This window comes from Anaeromassilibacillus sp. An172, from assembly GCF_002160515.1.
Lineage (GTDB): Bacteria > Bacillota > Clostridia > Oscillospirales > Acutalibacteraceae > Limousia > Limousia pullorum.
Map to the genome: position 1 here is coordinate 52,969 of NZ_NFKS01000010.1, position 16,549 is coordinate 69,517.

Here is a 16,549-nt window from a genome sequence, read left to right on the forward strand (position 1 = left end):
AAGAAAGCAAACGGAAAGGGAACTTTAATTTAATACAGGATCAAATCAAAGTTCCCTTAACAAAATGGAAGTAACATAATTAAAACCTTAGTCTCCTATCATTAAAATATATTTAAACTATTACAATATCTGTTTTTCAGGGGCTCTTCAACTGTTTTATTGAGATTTTAAAACACTGCTGTTGAAGATTTGGATATTGTTTAAGGAAGGTTTATTTACAAGTCTTACTTTAACTGATTTTTCTAAAACACATATTATCAAATTAAAACAATCTTTAAACTGTATCTAAACAGCAACTTGATAATTTATTTAACAACCATTGGTCTCAACCTTTCGCTTTATGATTTTGTAAAGCTTATGCAGATCTGTTATTATTTTCAGTAGGCTTTTAATCAATCTATATCCGGGTACACCATAAATTGTAAAGGAAATATGTAAGGCATTTTGATTTTTTGATTGTTTCTGATTTTAAAATATGTTTTTGAATTGATAATTAAAATAAGTTTCAGCTTAGAAATATTCTTGATGTTACGTTACGCTCTTATCTCAAATTAAAACTCCGAATATTTCGTAAACAGCAATCTTTAATATAAACAAGCCTTCATAAATTTATTTTTACCGAACAACTTATTTCCAATTACCTTTTGAAAACACATATTTGCGTTTTTTAATTAGCAATTTGATTTGCTTGAATTATATTTGATGCTGTTTACCTAACTGAAATTGCCAGCAGGTGAAACCCCTTTTCATAATGTTTTCTCATGGGCATTCTCCTTAAATACAACTTCTCAAAACATGGACATCAAAGCTGTGAATCTGTTCCTTCTGATATTCTCATTGGACTCACCTCGTAAATAAAAAACAACTAAATCAACTTTAAATATTGAATTGGAAGATTTCCTTTTGTTTGACTTAATTATATACTATAAAAAGGGATTTGTCAATAGTTTTTATTAAAAAAATAATAAAATTTTTTCAACATGTTTTTAACTTATGTAAAAAGTTAATAAAGAACAGCTTGTTCAAGTAATGTGAAAATTATGTCATATAAAACCCTTTAAAGTCGAAAAAACACCAAAAAAAGGCATTACAAACAATTCGCATCTGCAAATAGTTTATAATGCCATGTACATGGGAATACATCCTTCAAGAAATCTTTTTTCAGAAGGGCGCATAAATTTTTCAAATTCTTTAAAACCGCTCCGTATATAAAAGTTTACCGCCTCTGGCACTGAGTACAAAACAATCCTAGAAGCACCGCAGTAATTTTCAGTAAAGTGATATATAAATGCAATTATTTTATCAAGACAATATTCGCTCCATTTGTAATTGTCAACATTTGGATATGATTTATGTTGATAATCTTCTGAAACAGCGAACATCTTTATTTCAACAGCGGGAATAATTTGAATTCTGATACCGGATTCAATCATTATTCCGGTGCAGCATAATGACACCAGTGCAACGACACGGTCATTATTTATAAACCCGAAAGTTGTAACATCATCATCGTCAATAGCCTTGTGCTTAAAGTAATCATCTATAACATCTTTACCACACTGAAATTTATTTAACAATAGCGAGGGAATATCTTTTATATTTACAAGTTCTTTTTGAGTATTCATTTTTCAATATGTGTTAAATCATTTATTTTTTTATCTAAATACTTAATTTCATCGTCATCAGTATTTTTACCGGAAAGTAAGGCGCACTGACGCAGACGTTTAAATTTTTTTAAAAGCATTTCGGTATCAGGTTTTTCACTGAGAAATTCCTGAGATTTTTCACTGCTTACGAAAAAAGCTAAATCCTTTGGTTTTGAAATTACAGCCATCTTACATTCCTCCTGTCGTTTAATATTATCCCTCATATAAATCATAACACCTCTGGTCAAAAAAATCAATAAATTATACTAATTATATAATATTATAATATTGTGAACAGGGGATTATGCATTTATGAAAGATGATAAACAAAAAAGCATCTGCAAATTGCAGATGCTTTTGGCGCGCTGTAAGGGACTCGAACCCCTGACCTACTGGTTCGTAGCCAGTCACTCTATCCAGCTGAGCTAACAGCGCATTTTGCGGCTCTTTCCGAACCGCTATAGTATAATATCACAAACCAAAGGAAAAATCAAGTGTTTTTTTATTTTTTTTACGATCTCTCAAATAATCTGTAGTATTAACCTTATTTTTATTTAAGATAACGGAAAATCAGTTAAAAAAGCAGTAAAATGCTCTGTATGCCATGTAAACGTCGGTTTTTGAAACAATCTCAAAAGGCGCATGCATGGAGAGTACCGGAACGCCCAAGTCGATTACATCCACGTTCATATTGGCAACGTACTTTGCGATTGTACCGCCGCCGCCCATGTCAACCTTTCCAAGCTCGCCGGTCTGCCAGCTTACATTGTTTTTCTCAAGCATTGAGCGGATCTCGCCCATGTATTCGGCAGAGGCGTCGGATGTGTCGTACTTTCCGCCGTGTCCCATGTATTTTGAGATAACCACGCCTTTATTGAGATAGGAGCAGTTCTGGGTTTCGTAAACGGAAGCGTATGTTGGGTCAAATGCGGCGTTTACGTCTGCTGAAAGGCACTTGCTCTTTGAAAGAACTCTGTAGCCCTCTTCACCCTCGGCTTTTGCAAGATCGTAAATAAAGTAACGGAGGAAATCGCTCTGCATACCTGTGTTGCCGTCACTGCCTGTTTCTTCCTTGTCGGCAAGCATGGTGATAACTGTGTTTTCAGGCATTTCTGTTTCCAGAATAGCTGTAAGAGCCGGATAAGCGCATACACGGTCGTCGTGGCCGTAGCCGCCTATCATGCTTTCGTCAAAGCCCACATCCCTTGTTTTAAGTGCCGGAACAAAGCTCAGTTCAGCAGAGAGGAAATCCTCCTCGGTGATACCGTATTTCTTGTTGAGGATGCTCATAATGTTCAGTTTTACAAGGTCGCTTTCGCCGTTGTTGTCATATGGGCGGGAACCTGCAAGGATATTCAGTTCCTCACCTGTGAACACCTTAGCCATAGGCTTCTGAACCTGTTCCTTTGCAAGGTGGGGAAGAAGGTCTGTAATGCAGAAGCATGGCTCGTCGTCCTTTTCTCCCAGGTTGATTTCAATCTTTGTTCCGTCTGTTTTAATAACAACACCGTGAAGTGAGAGAGGAAGAGCAGTCCACTGATATTTTTTAAGTCCGCCGTAATAATGGGTCTTAAACATTGCAAGGCCGCTTGCTTCGTACATTGGATTTGGCTTTAAATCTATTCTCGGTGAGTCTATGTGAGCAATAGCCAATCTCACGCCGTCTTTAACGCCCTTTTTGCCGATAACAGCAAGAGCCAGAGCCTTGTGGCGGTTTACATAGTATATTCTGTCGCCTGCCTTATACTTTTTATCCTGCTCAAAAGGAACAAATCCGGCTTTCTCAGCCAGCTTTACGGCGGTTTTTACCGCTTCACGTTCTGTCTTTGAGTGGTCGATAAACTTTTTGTAGTCCTCGCAGTATTTGTCAGCTTTTTTGATTTCGCTTTCTTTCATAGAAGCAATACCCTTGTCGGTTCTGGTAAAAAGCTGTTCCTTTAATTCCTTAATCTCTGATTTTTCTTCTTTTTTCTTAGACATATATTACACCCCTTAAGGTAAATTTACTTTGTTTCATCTGTGGAGAAATAAAGCTTTGAATACATTTCATAGGCTGTTTCCACTTTTTCTATATACGCCGTTGTCTGAGCGTAAGGTGTGGTTTTAAGATTTACTCCGTCGTCGCTGTACTCAGGATTTTCAAGCCATTCGCTTACCACAAATCCTGCATTGTAGGCGGCGGCAACTGCGCTTCTGCTGTCGTACATGTCTACAAGGTAATCCAAGAACATTACCCCGTATTTTATGTTGGTTTCAGGGTCGTAAAGGGCAGAGGAGTCCAAAACCTCATCTGCGCCGGAGTAAGTTTGAAGCCATGTGAATGTATCGGGCATAATCTGCATAAGACCTATTGCGCCTACGGCAGATTCTGCATTTGGGTCAAAATGGCTTTCTGTATTTATTATAGAGTATATGAGAACCTTATCCACATTATATTCTTCGCTGTATTTATCCACGTATTCAGTATATTGAAGCTGGTACTGACTTTCAAAAAGTCTTTCCCTTACTTCTGACACAAGGTTTACAACCAGCAGTCCTGCGCAGACAATCAAAACAGCCAGCGCACCCGCAATAATAAGGCGTTTCTTGCCCTTGTTTTTTGCGTGTTTTTTGTGACCGTGGGAATTTCCGTTTTTAACGGAGTCGCTATTATCTTCAACTCTGTATCTGTGCTGTCGCTGTTGGCTCATATTATTCCCCCTTTTTCAAATCGTTCTGTAAATTAAAGGCGGTTTGTTTTATATCCTCCTGAGAACCGTTGTTTTCTATAACGGTGTCAGAATTTTCTATGTAAAAAGCCTCTTCGTGCTGGGCTTTTATTCTCAGCAAAGCATTTTCACGGCTAAGACTATCCCTTTTCATTATTCTTTCAAGCCTTATATTCTCTTTTGCTAAAACAGTTATAACATGGTCGCACAAAAGGTGGGAGCCGCTTTCAATAAGCTGAGGAGCGTCGTATAAAATATTTTTTATGCCCTGTGAAACAAGGTGTTCGATATTTTTAAGCACAAGCTGTAAAATATAGGGATGAGTCAGGGCGTTTAGTGTGTCTGTGTTTTCCCTTGAGGAAAAGGCTCTTTTAGCAAGCAGAGGTCTGTCTAAACTTCCGTCCTCTTTTATTATATCATTTCCAAAGGCGGCGCAAAGTCCGTAAAGAGCGGGACTGTTTTGTGCTAAAGCCTCTCTTGCCAGCTTGTCGGCGTCAATTACCGCCCAGCCTTTTTCTTTGAAAACAGAGGACACAACACCTTTTCCGGCTCCGGTTTGTCCGGTAAGCCCTACAAGATTATATTTTCTCAAGGTCAATCACCTCAAAACCTGCGGCTCTGATAAGTCTGTTGTAAACTGCAAGACCTATTCCCTGAATAGAGGGACATCTTGCAAAGACTTTCTTTATGCTTTCGTCGTTGTCGATTTCCCTAAGCTCGTCAAAAAGTCTGTGAGCCTGACTTTCCTGGTCTTTTTCTTTTCCCATGGAAAGGGTTTTGCATTTCAAATCCTTTATGTCCTCTTCCCAGCAGAGAGCGGCTGTGTTTTCGTCATCATGGCTGTTTACATAGTCAATGTATGCTTTTGAAGAGCCTTTGATTATAACAACCTCAGCTTTCGGAGCATAGTGCTTGTACTTCATACCCGGGCTTGCGGCTTTTACGCCGTCTTTCAGTTTGTGCAAAACTGCGTCGTCCATTTCAACCTCGCCCAAAGCTTCTCGAAGCTGCTCTAAGGTAACTCCGCCCGGTCTTAAAAGCCTCGGCTTTTCTCCGGCAAGGGTTATTACTGTGCTTTCCACGCCCACACTGCACTCTCCGCCGTCAATAATGGCTTCAATTCTGCCTTTCATGTCGTTCATAACATGCTGGGCGGTGGTGGGGCTGGGGCTTCCGGAAAGATTTGCCGATGGTGCGGCTATGGGAGTTCCTGCCGCTCTTATGAGTGCGGCGGCTGATTTGTGAGAGGGTATTCTCACAGCCACAGTGTCAAGACCTGCGCTGACCTCATCGGGGATAATATCCGACTTTTCCATAATAATTGTGAGAGGGCCGGGCCAGTATTTATCGGCTAAAATTTTTGCCCCTTGGGGTATCTTTTTTACAAGATTGTATTTTTCTATATCCTCAAAAGCTGCCACATGGACAATCAGAGGATTGTCGCCGGGTCTGCCCTTTGCTTTAAAAATTTTGGATACAGCCTTTCCGTTTAAAGCGTCGGCGGCAAGACCGTATACGGTTTCCGTGGGCATACCCACAAGACCGCCATTGCGGATTATCTCTGCCGCTTTTTCTATATCCTCCGGTGAGGAAGAAAGCATAACGGTATTTAAAGGCTCATTGCTTATTGTCTGCATTTAAAAATTACACCTGTTTCTCATTATTATAATGTGTTTATGTGAAAGTGAAATGTTCGATTAGTAGAAATTTATAAAATCTAATTGTTTTCCTCCATGGACTGCTGAAGCTGTTTTGCTCTGTGAGCGGCTATAAGTGCGTCCACAATTTCCTCAATATTGCCGTTTAAAATGTCGTCGATTTTATATAGTGTAAGACCTATTCTGTGGTCGGTTACACGTCCCTGAGGATAGTTGTAGGTTCTTATTCGCTCGCTTCTGTCACCGGTTCCAACCTGCTGTTTTCTTTCTGCGGCGATAGAGTCCTCCTGCTCCTCACGCTTTGCCTGCAAAAGACGGCTTTTAAGAACCTTCATGGCCTTGTCCTTGTTTTTGTACTGGCTTCGCTCGTCCTGACATTCGACCACAACTCCTGTGGGAATGTGGGTGATTCTTATGGCACTTTCGGTTTTGTTTATGTGCTGACCGCCTGCGCCGCTGCTTCGGAAGGTATCAATCTGCAAGTCGGCAGGATTTATCTCAAGCTCAACGTCCTCAGCCTCAGGGAGAACCGCAACCGTAACCGTTGAAGTGTGTATACGTCCCTGACTTTCGGTTTCCGGAACTCTCTGAACACGGTGAACGCCGCTTTCAAATTTAAGCTTTGAATATGCGCCCTCGCCGTTTATCATAAAGGAAATTTCCTTAAAACCCCCAAGCTCTGTTTCGTTGGCGTTTATTATCTCGGTTTTATATCCCTGCTTTTCCGCAAACATGCTGTACATACGGTACAAAACTCCGCAAAAGAGAGCTGCTTCCTCGCCGCCGGCTCCGCCTCTGATTTCCATAATAACATTGCGGCTGTCGTTGGGGTCCTTGGGAAGCAAAAGAATTTTAAGCTCTTCCGTAATTTCCGGAAGCTTTTCCTTGCAGTCGTCTATTTCAGCCATAGCCATTTCACGGAAATCTTTATCAGAGGAGCTGTCCTCTATAATTTCACGGGCTTCATCCATTGCTTTTAAAATTTCCTTGTACTCACGGTATTTTAAAACAATGGCTTCAATAGACTTGACCTCTTTCATGACCTTTGAATATTCGTTGGGGTCTGCCGCAACAGAGGGGTCGTAAAGACGGTTGTTAAGCTCGTCGTATCTTTTGCTGAAAATCTCGATTTTTTCAAACATTTATTTCAAATCCTTTCTATTACCTGAAGTTTAAAGTTAAATTCGGGACAATAGGGGACTGCTAATCTCTTTGAATTTTTTTAATATTTTTTTCGATTTTATTTCTCGGAACCATTACTTCATGTCCGCATTTGGTACAGCGGATTTTAAAGTCCATGCCCACACGGAGCACCAAAAACTCCTTACCTCCGCAGGGGTGGGACTTTTTCATTTCAAGTCTGTCGCCAACCTTTACATCCATATTATGCCTCCCTGTTTTGATTTACGCTATCATATTATTATACCACATTTTTGTAACCTGTACAACGAATAAAGTCGGATACAATTATTCTGTGATGTAATCCCTTATGCGTCCGTATAGAATTTCGTCCACAACCGCTTCAACCTCTATGCCCTCGGCTGTGTATTCCTCGGAGATAAGAGTTCCCGACTTGCGTATTTCAGCGGAAATTCCCGCCATGGAGAAAGGAAGAAGAAGCTTTACCCTTTTCATTCTTACAGGAAGATTGTCTTCAATAGCCTGTAAAAGCTTGTCTATTCCTTTTCCGGTTTTTGCGGAAATTCTCACGGAATTGCCGATTGATACAATATCGTTTTCTGCGGAAAGCAGGTCGCATTTGTTGAGCACAGGAATTACAGGTCTGTCTTTACAGCCAAGGCTTGCCAGCAAATCCTCGGTAACCTCAAGGTGAAGCTTTGCTTCATCGTTGCTTACGTCGCATACGTTTAATATTATGTCGGCGTTTGCAGCTTCTTCCAAGGTTGATTTAAAGGCTTCAACCAGATGGTGGGGCAGACGGCGGACAAAACCTACCGTGTCTATAAGCATAACGGTGATTCCTGACGGAAGTTTTAATGCCCTTGAGGTTGGGTCAAGGGTAGCAAAAAGCTTGTCCTCAGCCAAAACTCCAGCCTGTGTCAGATAATTCATGAGTGTTGACTTTCCGGCGTTTGTATAGCCTACGATTGCAACTGTTATGACATTGTCCTTTTCACGGCGTTTTCTAAGTCTTTCACGGTGTTCTTCAACCTCTTTAAGCTGTTCCTTTAAGGTTTCTATTTTTCTTCTTATGTGTCGGCGGTCGGTTTCAAGCTTTGTTTCACCTGGGCCTCTTGTGCCTATTCCGCCGCCCAAACGTGACATCTGAACGCCCTTACCTGTAAGTCTTGGAAGCATGTATTTAAGCTGGGCAAGCTCTACCTGTAATTTGCCCTCCTTTGACCTTGCTCTTAAAGCGAAAACGTCAAGGATAAGCATTGTTCGGTCAATAACTCTAACGTCGGTGGCCTCTTCAATGTTTCTTATCTGTGTAGGTGAAAGCTCACAGTCAAAAATAAGCAAATCTATCTCATGAATGTCACAGTATTCCTTTATTTCCTCAAGCTTTCCGGAACCCACATAGGTGGCGGTTTCCGGTCTTTCCAGCTTTTGTGTTATGCTTGCAACAGGCTCTGCGCCTGCGCTTTCCGTAAGCTCGAAAAGCTCTTCAAGAGATGACAAAGCGTCATATTCTCCTGTATCAACGCTTACAAGCAAAGCTCTTGTTACTTTTTCCTCGTTGTTCTGTATTTCCATAAATACCTCCGGTTTGTAAACTGAAAGTTCGTTTTTAACATAGATTTTATCAAATTGTCTTATTTATTACAAAAAAATTGAAAACACTATTTTAAATCAAAACTAATTGTAGTATAATATATTCAAATAATTTTGTAAACCAACATTTAATAACAGGGGTAAGGAAAATGGATAAACAATATGATGTGGTAATTGTCGGCACAGGCGTTGCAGGACTTTACGGAGCCCTTCAATATTCGGAAGATGTTAAGGTTTTGCTTCTTTCAAAAAAGGAACTTACCTTGTCCAATTCATCATTGGCACAGGGCGGAGTTGCCGCAGTTTTGGATACAAGTCATGACAACTACAAACTGCATATTGCCGATACTCTTATTGCAGGAAAATATAAAAATAATTTGTCCGCTGTTGAAAAGCTTGTAACAGAAGGCCCTTCCGATGTTTTAAACCTCAAGGATATGGGTGTTGATTTCGACAGAAACAAAAGCGGCGAGCTTATGGCAACCTTAGAGGGCGGCCATTCAAGAAATCGAATTGTTCATCACAAGGACTCAACAGGCAAGGAAATAGTTGACACACTTTTAAGACTTGTGGCTCAAAAGAAAAATGTAACAATACTTGACAATGCTCTTGTATACGACGTTGACAAGGTTGAAAACGGATTTTACATAAGCTTTTTGAGAAACGGAGAAAACATCTGTGTTTCTTCAAACTTCTGCGTTTTGGCAACAGGCGGCATAGGCAGAGTTTACAAGTACACAACCAACTCCGCAATAGCCACAGGCGATGGTATAGCTTTTGCCCACTTGCTGGGAGCTACAATAAGCCATCTTTCCCGTGTGCAGTTCCATCCTACAGCTTTCGCTTCCGAAAACAACAGAGAGCGTTTTCTCATAAGCGAAGCGGTAAGAGGAGAGGGCGCATATCTTCTCAACTGCAACGGCGAGCGTTTTGTTGAACGCTATGACCCAAGGGGAGAGCTTGCACCTCGTGACGTTGTTTCCCACGCAATTATGGAGGAGGAAAAACGCACAGGCAGTGAGAAGTTCTACCTTGATATAACATATAAAGACCCTGAATTTTTGAAAAACAGATTCCCGATGATATATTCAAGATGTCTGGAAGAGGGCGTGGATATTACAAAGGACTGGATTCCTGTATTCCCATGCCAGCACTATCTTATGGGCGGAATTAAAGTTGATTTGGATGCCGCCACAACTGTAGAGGGACTTTACGCTGTGGGCGAGTGCTCCAACACAGGAGTTCACGGAGCAAACAGACTTGCCAGCAACTCACTGCTTGAGGCTCTTGTATTCTCAAGAAGAGCGGCTGAGGATATCATGCGTCACCTTTCAGAGAGAGGCAGACAGGAAATCACAGCGGCGCCTCCTGTTCATGACATCCACGGCGAACCGCTGCCAAAGGGAATAAGAACAGAAATCAGAGAGATAATGCAGGATACATATTTTGTAATTCCAAAGCTTGACAAGGTTGAGGAAAGCTACAAGAGAGTTGACGAGATAGTAAACAAGCTCATAACAACAAAATACGAGATAAATGCCGACTATGTAGAGGCAAGAAGCCTTGCAATAGTTGCAGGAATTATTTTAGGTGAAGTAAACGGAGGAATAAACTTATGATGTTAAACCAGATGTATGTGGACAACCTTATAAAGACAGCTCTTTTAGAGGATATAAACTACATAGACGTCACAACAGATTATCTTATAGATGAAGACCAGGAGGGCTGCGCACAGTTTCTTGCAAAGGCTGACGGTGTTCTCTGCGGACTTGACGTGGCTTTGAGAGTATTTGAGCTTTTACAGCCGGATTTCAAAGCGGAGGTTTTCAAGAAGGACGGAGACGTTCTCAAAAAGGGCGACATCATAGCCAAGGTTTACGGAAAAACAAGAACAATCCTCAAGGGCGAGCGTACAGCTTTGAACCTTATTCAGCACATGAGCGGTATTGCAACAGCTACAAACGAAGCTGTAAAGCTTGTTGAGGGAACAAAGGCTTCCATTGTTGATACAAGAAAGACACTGCCGGGTATGCGTCCTTTGCAGAAATACGCAGTTACAGTTGGCGGCGGAAAGAACCATAGATATAACCTTTCCGATGCGGCAATGCTCAAGGATAACCACGTTGACGCAGGCGGCGGAATTACAAACGCTGTTAAAAAGCTTAAATCAAAGCTTGGCCACATGACAAAGGTTGAGCTTGAGGTTAGAACTCTTGATGAACTAAGAGAAGCTTTAAGCGTTGACGTTGACGTAATTATGCTTGACAATATGTCAAATGAGATGATGGCAGAAGCTGTTAAAATCACCGACGGCAAAGCAATCCTCGAAGCAAGCGGCGGCATAACAGCGGAAACACTGAGAGGCGTTGCAGAAACAGGCGTTGATATAATTTCAATAGGCGCATTGACACACTCAGTAAAAGCCTTTGATATTTCTCTTAAAATATTGAAGTAATAAAAAATCGGATAAAAATAAAATTCCGGCAATCACCATTATTTAAGGTGTGCCGGAATTTTTTGTGTTTTAATTTATAGGATATAATTCTGCAAAAGAAAATAAAGAAACAGCCATGGTTTACTTCAAATATAACCATGGCTGTAAAATTATAAATATTCAAAATCAAAGCCAACCGAGAGCGAGCCATTCCAAAGATTAAGAATAACGTTTCGCCCGACGTGTGCAGGTGTTAATTTCCGTTGCTAAGTTCATGCACGTCGGAAATAAAAACGTCTCGCCCGCCTTGAAACGACGTTCATTTTCAAGTAAAAACTTTGCAAGGCGGATATAAAATTACTCGACGGTTACGCTTTTGGCTAGGTTGCGGGGTTGGTCTACGTCACAGCCTCTTAAAACGGCGGTGTAGTAGGCGAAAAGCTGTAAGGGGATTACTGAGAGTAAAGGCATGTAAATGTCCTCAGCGTTGGGAATTGAGAGAACGTAACGGGCTACACTCATGTCAACGGGCAATCCCTCTTTCACTATTAAAAGCACCTTGGCGCCCCTCGTTACAACCTCTTTTATGTTGCTTACGGTCTTTTCGTAGATGTCTGACTGGGTGGCAACGGCGATTACAGGCACGTCTGTGTCCATAAGGGAAATTGTGCCGTGTTTAAGCTCGCCGGCGGCGTATGCCTCGGAGTGCATGTAGGATATCTCCTTGAGCTTTAATGAGCCTTCAAGAGATATGGCATAGTCAAGACCCCTGCCGATAAAAAACATGTTGGCGGCGTTCTGAAAGCGTGAGGCGTAGTATTTGCAGTCGTCGGTTTTTTCAAGAATTTTCTGCATCTGTGAGGGCATTGTCAAAAGAGTTTCGCCCATCTTTTTGGCAGAGTCTAAATCAATTTTACCTTTAGCAAGGGCAAATTTGATTGCAAGAAGATACATAACACCAAGCTGTACCGTATAAGCCTTTGTGCTGGCAACGGCGATTTCAGGGCCTGCCCAGGTGTAAATAACATAGTCTGCCTCTCTGGCAATGGATGAACCCACTACATTGACCACCGCAAGGGTTGTAATGCCCTGCTGTTTTGCAAGGCGCAGAGCCGCCAGTGTGTCCGCCGTTTCTCCCGATTGACTTATTACCATCATAAGGTCGTTTTCGTGGAAAATAGGGTTTCTATAACGAAATTCAGAGGCAATCTGTACGTCAACGTCAACCCTTGCCAAAGCTTCGATAATATTTTTGCCTATCATTCCTGCGTGCATTGCGGTTCCGCAGGCTACAATGTGAATTTTGTTTGTGTTTTCAAAGAGAGAATCGGGGATTTTTTCGTTTGAGAAATCAACTAAGAAATCTTTAAGACGTGGGCTTATTGTGTCGTTTAAAGCCTTTGTCTGCTCGAAAATCTCCTTGAGCATGAAATGGGGATAACCGTCCTTTTCCGCCGCCTCAACGTCCCAGTCGGCTGTGAGAGTTTCCCTTTCAATTGTTTCTCCGTCCGTTGTGTAAACGGTGACAGAGTCTTTTTCCAAAACAGCTATAAGGTTTTCATCCAAAAGCTGATATTGGTTTGTGTATTTTAAAACCGCAGGAATATCGCTGGCTATAAAGTTTTCGCCGTTTCCTATGCCGATGATAAGAGGGCTGTCTTTGCGCAGAGCAAAGATTTTTTCCGGGATATCCCTGAACATTATACCCAATGCATAACTGCCCTTAACGGCCATTATAAGCCTTTTTATGGCGTCCATAGGGTCGCCCTTGTAATAATAGTCCAAAAGCTTAGCCACAACCTCAGTGTCCGTTTCGCTTAAAAAGCTGTAGCCCTTTTTAAGAAGCTTGGTTTTAAGCTCCATGTAGTTTTCAATAATTCCGTTGTGAACAATGGTGATACGGGCGTTTCCGTGGGGGTGAGAGTTGATGTCGCTTGGCTCTCCGTGAGTTGCCCAGCGTGTGTGACCTATTCCGCAGGTGCCTTCGGGAGTTCCAACCTGCTTGATTTTTTCTTCCAAATCTTTAAGTCGTCCCTTGGTCTTTACTGTTACAAAATCTCCGGCATGGTGAATTGCAATACCTGCCGAATCGTAACCACGGTACTCAAGCTTTTTAAGTCCTTCAACAAGAACTCCTGCTGCCTGCTGTTCTCCTACATATCCAACTATTCCACACATAATATTTACCTGTCTTTCTGAGTTTGTCTTGTCTGAAAGCTCTGTTTCTCCCCTTGCGGAGAGGGTTTAACAATCAGACTGACGACACCGTAAAAACGGCACCGAAAGAGCATCCGCCGAATTTTCGATAACTCTTTCCCTCGTCACCGCAGTACAGGCATGCGGTCTGGCGCTGATAAATTACAGATAATAAACCTCCCTTTCAGCTTGTTTTGCCGTACAGCTTCTGTAAAAAATCTTTCAACATTCTACTACAGGTTAAGATAAAAGTCAATCAATATTTCTAATATTATGCATTATGCGAAAGTTTTATACACTAAAAATTAAATATTTATTCAATTATATTTTTCTCTAAACGTGAATTTATACTTCTTACGTTTTGACCGATTTGATAAACTTTTTTAAACTTAAATTAAAAGCTTTACTTTTACACTTTTATATGTTAAAATTGTAAAGGACTGATTTATGAAATCGAAACCTTTTTGAGTTACAGGAGGAAACTTATGAATTCAAAAATTAAGGACGAGACAGTAGACTTTTTGTTTAAAGCTATTTTGTCTCTGGAAACAATGGAAGACTGCTACGACTTTTTTGAGGACCTTTGCACTGTGCCGGAAATCAAGGCAATGTCACAGCGTCTTTATGTGGCAAAACTTCTTTCAGACAAATGTGTTTACAGCGATATTGTAAACAAGACAGGAGCATCAACAGCGACTATAAGCCGTGTAAATCGTGCTTTGATTTACGGCTGTGATGGATATAACCTTGCGTTTCGACGCATTGAAAAAAAGGAAAAAGAGGCAGAGGGTAAAGAGTGATGGCGTCTTACGGTGTTTTTGCCGACTATTACGATTCCCTTACGGAAAACGTGGAGTATCTGCGCCGTGCCGACTATATTACAGAAGTATTTGAGAGGCTTAGCCACAATATGGGGTTAAGCCTTGATCTTGCCTGCGGCACAGGAAGCCTTACAATAGAGCTTTTTAAAAAGGGCGTCGATATTTACGGAATAGACGGCTCATATGATATGCTTGCTCAGGCAAAGGAGAAAGCCGACGAGCTGGGACTTGATATATTATTTCTCTGTCAGAAAATGGAAAACATAGACCTTTACGGAACAATAGACACATGTATCTGCACTTTGGACAGCATAAACCACCTTGTAAAAAAAGAAAAGGTGCAAAAGACCTTTGATAAGGTTTCTTTGTTTATGAACAAGGGCGGATATTTTTTGTTTGACGTAAATTCTCTGTACAAACATCAGCAGATTTTGGGAAACAATACCTTTGTCTATGATACCGACGATGTATTCTGCGTATGGCAGAACAGTCTTTCTGAAAATAATGTTGTAAATATTCAGCTTGATTTTTTCTGCGCAATGGAAAACGGAAAGGATTACAGAAGATACAGCGAGAATTTCTCGGAAAGAGCCTACAGCCATGAGGAAATAGAAGAAATGCTTCATAATTCCGGATTTGAAACAGCGGCTGTATACGGTGATTTAAGCTTTGAACCGCCGAAACCTGAGGAACAGAGAATAATTTATGTTGCAAGAAAAGTGAAATAATGGCATAATAGTGTCTAAATAATAAATAGGGAAGTGAAACAATGAATAAAGATAAAATCATAAGATGTATAACAAGCGACGGAGGCATAATGGCTTCCGCTATAGATTCAACAGGCATAGTTTTTACAGCTCAGGAGATTCACCACACCACAAGCTGCGGCACAGCGGCTCTGGGAAGACTGCTGACAGCGGCTTCTATGATGGGCGCACAGCTTAAACAAAAGAACGCAGTGATAAACCTCAGCGTTAAGGGAAACGGCCCTCTGGGCCCTGTTGTAGCCGTTGCAAACAGCAAAGGTAATGTAAAGGGTTATGTGGGAAACTGGGATTGCCCTACAGAGCACTACAGCAACGGAAAGATAAATGTTGCCGCCGCAGTTGGTAAAGAGGGCATACTCACAGTTATGCGTGACTACGGAAGCGGCGACCCGTATATAGGACAGGTTCCACTGGTAAGCGGAGAGATAGCTGAGGACATAACAAACTATTACGCCACAAGTGAGCAAATTCCGACAGTATGCGCTCTTGGAGTTTTGGTGGATAAAAATAACGGACTGGTTTTGGCTGCCGGAGGATTGCTTATACAGCTTCTGCCTGGTGCTACAGACGAAAAAATAGAAAAGCTCGAAAAGAATGTTGCCGCTTTAGAGCCTGTAACCACAATGCTCGCAAAGGGAATGTCAGTTTTGGATATCTGCAAAAAAGCTTTGGAAGGCTTTGAAGTAGAAGTTTTGGACGAATTCCCAGTAAGCTATGTGTGCGGATGCAGTAAAGAAAAAATAGAAAACGCCATAAGAGGCCTTTCTGACGAAGAAATAAAGGAAATAATAGAGAAAGAAGGGGCAGCAAAAGCCTCCTGCAACTTCTGTAATAAAAAATTTATTTTTACAAAAGAGGATTTGGAGAAGATTATTTCCGAGAGAAAAGACAAAAAATAAGGCGAAAATACAGAAAAACAGGGTAAATTATTAGCGTTATTACGAATATTTTAAGTGATATTGTCATAAAATAAAAAAATTAAAAAAAATTAAAAAAAACGCTTGACTTTTACCCTGTGATGATGTATTATAATACACGTCGCTGAAAGACACCACACCGAAACGGCAAAAACGGTGTGAGTAAATGGGAGCATAGCTCAGCTGGGAGAGCATCTGCCTTACAAGCAGAGGGTCATAGGTTCGAGCCCTATTGTTCCCACCATTTGGCCCGGTAGTTCAGTTGGTTAGAACGCTAGCCTGTCACGCTAGAGGTCGACGGTTCGAACCCGTTCCGGGTCGCCAAATTTGCCTCTGTAGCTCAGTTGGTAGAGCAGGGGACTGAAAATCCCCGTGTCGGTGGTTCGATTCCGCCCGGAGGCACCATAAATGCGGATGTAGCTCATCCGGTAGAGCGCCACCTTGCCAAGGTGGAGGTAGCGAGTTCGAGCCTCGTCATCCGCTCCATTGAAAAGCACTTAATAAAATTTATTAAGTGCTTTTCATAACATAAGAGTTAACTGCATATAATAAAGTGTAGTTAAGAAAAAGTAAATAAGGCGTCATAGCCAAGTGGTAAGGCATGGGTCTGCAAAACCCTGATTCCCCAGTTCAAATCTGGGTGACGCCTCCAAAAAGCGATAGGGG

At 41.3% G+C, this 16,549-nt stretch carries 15 protein-coding genes and 6 tRNA genes; 10 read left to right on the forward strand and 11 right to left on the reverse strand.

The genetic code is table 11. From position 1 onward, the window contains the following. Positions 1-1,115: 1,115 nt before the first annotated feature. The 10 genes from B5F08_RS06505 to hflX all read right to left on the reverse strand — a co-directional run bounded on the left by B5F08_RS06505 (position 1,116) and on the right by hflX (position 8,730). Positions 1,116-1,625, reverse strand: coding sequence for a hypothetical protein (locus B5F08_RS06505; protein WP_143256364.1), 510 nt, complete (start codon positions 1,623-1,625; stop codon positions 1,116-1,118). Next, the gene (locus tag B5F08_RS06510) at positions 1,622-1,834 is read right to left on the reverse strand and encodes a hypothetical protein (protein WP_087377583.1); all 213 of its coding nucleotides are present in this window, start codon (positions 1,832-1,834) and stop codon (positions 1,622-1,624) included. The genes B5F08_RS06505 and B5F08_RS06510 overlap by 4 nt, the downstream gene beginning before the upstream one ends. Before the next feature lie 170 nt (positions 1,835-2,004). Continuing rightward, positions 2,005-2,081: transfer RNA gene (locus tag B5F08_RS06515), tRNA-Arg, on the reverse strand. A gap of 135 nt (positions 2,082-2,216) precedes the next feature. Continuing rightward, positions 2,217-3,626, reverse strand: coding sequence for an aminopeptidase (locus B5F08_RS06520; RefSeq protein ID WP_087377585.1), 1,410 nt, complete (start codon positions 3,624-3,626; stop codon positions 2,217-2,219). Between the two features lie 23 nt (positions 3,627-3,649). Further along, positions 3,650-4,336: a lytic transglycosylase domain-containing protein gene (locus tag B5F08_RS06525; protein ID WP_087377587.1), complete on the reverse strand. Its 687-nt coding sequence runs from the start codon at positions 4,334-4,336 to the stop codon at positions 3,650-3,652. A 1-nt stretch (position 4,337) separates the two neighbouring features. Beyond that, positions 4,338-4,946 carry a dephospho-CoA kinase gene (gene coaE, locus B5F08_RS06530; RefSeq protein WP_158096239.1) on the reverse strand — a complete coding sequence of 203 codons (609 nt, stop codon included), beginning with the start codon at positions 4,944-4,946 and terminating at the stop codon, positions 4,338-4,340. Then, on the reverse strand, positions 4,933-5,991 hold the full coding sequence (locus B5F08_RS06535) for an L-threonylcarbamoyladenylate synthase (RefSeq protein ID WP_242968322.1): 1,059 nt from the start codon (positions 5,989-5,991) through the stop codon (positions 4,933-4,935). Before B5F08_RS06535 ends, coaE begins: the two co-directional genes overlap by 14 nt. A gap of 80 nt (positions 5,992-6,071) precedes the next feature. Continuing rightward, positions 6,072-7,154, reverse strand: coding sequence for a peptide chain release factor 1 (gene prfA / locus B5F08_RS06540; RefSeq protein WP_087377591.1), 1,083 nt, complete (start codon positions 7,152-7,154; stop codon positions 6,072-6,074). A 61-nt stretch (positions 7,155-7,215) separates the two neighbouring features. After that, positions 7,216-7,395 carry a DUF951 domain-containing protein gene (locus tag B5F08_RS06545; protein WP_087377593.1) on the reverse strand — a complete coding sequence of 60 codons (180 nt, stop codon included), beginning with the start codon at positions 7,393-7,395 and terminating at the stop codon, positions 7,216-7,218. 84 nt (positions 7,396-7,479) lie between these two features. Continuing rightward, entirely contained in the window at positions 7,480-8,730 is a 1,251-nt protein-coding gene (gene hflX / locus B5F08_RS06550; RefSeq protein ID WP_087377595.1) for a GTPase HflX, read from the reverse strand. A gap of 167 nt (positions 8,731-8,897) precedes the next feature. On the opposite strand from hflX, the gene B5F08_RS06555 reads away from it, so the two are divergent. Together B5F08_RS06555 and nadC are read left to right on the forward strand one after the other, a co-directional pair. Further along, entirely contained in the window at positions 8,898-10,367 is a 1,470-nt protein-coding gene (locus B5F08_RS06555) for an L-aspartate oxidase (protein ID WP_087377597.1), read from the forward strand. After that, a complete protein-coding gene (nadC, locus tag B5F08_RS06560) occupies positions 10,364-11,203 on the forward strand; it encodes a carboxylating nicotinate-nucleotide diphosphorylase (RefSeq protein WP_087377599.1) in 840 nt (279 codons plus the stop codon). The genes B5F08_RS06555 and nadC overlap by 4 nt, the downstream gene beginning before the upstream one ends. Positions 11,204-11,539: 336 nt before the next feature. On the opposite strand, the gene glmS is transcribed toward nadC, so the two are convergent. Next, the gene (gene glmS, locus B5F08_RS06565) at positions 11,540-13,360 is read right to left on the reverse strand and encodes a glutamine--fructose-6-phosphate transaminase (isomerizing) (RefSeq protein WP_087377601.1); all 1,821 of its coding nucleotides are present in this window, start codon (positions 13,358-13,360) and stop codon (positions 11,540-11,542) included. A gap of 503 nt (positions 13,361-13,863) precedes the next feature. On the opposite strand from glmS, the gene B5F08_RS06570 reads away from it, so the two are divergent. The 8 genes from B5F08_RS06570 (at position 13,864) to B5F08_RS06605 (ending at position 16,535) form a co-directional block, all read left to right on the forward strand. Beyond that, positions 13,864-14,178 (forward strand): YerC/YecD family TrpR-related protein, encoded by a 315-nt coding sequence (locus B5F08_RS06570; protein WP_087377603.1) that lies wholly within the window; start codon positions 13,864-13,866, stop codon positions 14,176-14,178. Beyond that, positions 14,178-14,927: a class I SAM-dependent DNA methyltransferase gene (locus tag B5F08_RS06575; RefSeq protein ID WP_087377605.1), complete on the forward strand. Its 750-nt coding sequence runs from the start codon at positions 14,178-14,180 to the stop codon at positions 14,925-14,927. Before B5F08_RS06570 ends, B5F08_RS06575 begins: the two co-directional genes overlap by 1 nt. Positions 14,928-14,968: 41 nt before the next feature. Beyond that, entirely contained in the window at positions 14,969-15,865 is an 897-nt protein-coding gene (hslO, locus tag B5F08_RS06580) for an Hsp33 family molecular chaperone HslO (protein WP_087377607.1), read from the forward strand. A gap of 186 nt (positions 15,866-16,051) precedes the next feature. After that, positions 16,052-16,127: transfer RNA gene (locus B5F08_RS06585), tRNA-Val, on the forward strand. Between the two features lie 3 nt (positions 16,128-16,130). Further along, positions 16,131-16,207: transfer RNA gene (locus tag B5F08_RS06590), tRNA-Asp, on the forward strand. 5 nt (positions 16,208-16,212) lie between these two features. Beyond that, positions 16,213-16,288, forward strand: a tRNA-Phe gene (locus B5F08_RS06595). A gap of 5 nt (positions 16,289-16,293) precedes the next feature. Then, positions 16,294-16,369, forward strand: a tRNA-Gly gene (locus tag B5F08_RS06600). 91 nt (positions 16,370-16,460) lie between these two features. Next, positions 16,461-16,535: transfer RNA gene (locus tag B5F08_RS06605), tRNA-Cys, on the forward strand. Positions 16,536-16,549: the final 14 nt, after the last annotated feature.

Bases quoted from the DNA above. Each gene is read 5' to 3' on its own strand.
- B5F08_RS06505 (WP_143256364.1), bottom strand. From the start codon at position 1,625: ATGAATACTCAAAAAGAACTTGTAAATATAAAAGATATTCCCTCGCTA.
- B5F08_RS06510 (WP_087377583.1), bottom strand. From the start codon at position 1,834: ATGGCTGTAATTTCAAAACCAAAGGATTTAGCTTTTTTCGTAAGCAGT.
- B5F08_RS06520 (WP_087377585.1), bottom strand. From the start codon at position 3,626: ATGTCTAAGAAAAAAGAAGAAAAATCAGAGATTAAGGAATTAAAGGAA.
- B5F08_RS06525 (WP_087377587.1), bottom strand. From the start codon at position 4,336: ATGAGCCAACAGCGACAGCACAGATACAGAGTTGAAGATAATAGCGAC.
- B5F08_RS06535 (WP_242968322.1), bottom strand. From the start codon at position 5,991: ATGCAGACAATAAGCAATGAGCCTTTAAATACCGTTATGCTTTCTTCC.
- prfA (WP_087377591.1), bottom strand. From the start codon at position 7,154: ATGTTTGAAAAAATCGAGATTTTCAGCAAAAGATACGACGAGCTTAAC.
- B5F08_RS06545 (WP_087377593.1), bottom strand. From the start codon at position 7,395: ATGGATGTAAAGGTTGGCGACAGACTTGAAATGAAAAAGTCCCACCCC.
- hflX (WP_087377595.1), bottom strand. From the start codon at position 8,730: ATGGAAATACAGAACAACGAGGAAAAAGTAACAAGAGCTTTGCTTGTA.
- B5F08_RS06555 (WP_087377597.1), top strand. From the start codon at position 8,898: ATGGATAAACAATATGATGTGGTAATTGTCGGCACAGGCGTTGCAGGA.
- nadC (WP_087377599.1), top strand. From the start codon at position 10,364: ATGATGTTAAACCAGATGTATGTGGACAACCTTATAAAGACAGCTCTT.
- glmS (WP_087377601.1), bottom strand. From the start codon at position 13,360: ATGTGTGGAATAGTTGGATATGTAGGAGAACAGCAGGCAGCAGGAGTT.
- B5F08_RS06570 (WP_087377603.1), top strand. From the start codon at position 13,864: ATGAATTCAAAAATTAAGGACGAGACAGTAGACTTTTTGTTTAAAGCT.
- B5F08_RS06575 (WP_087377605.1), top strand. From the start codon at position 14,178: ATGGCGTCTTACGGTGTTTTTGCCGACTATTACGATTCCCTTACGGAA.
- hslO (WP_087377607.1), top strand. From the start codon at position 14,969: ATGAATAAAGATAAAATCATAAGATGTATAACAAGCGACGGAGGCATA.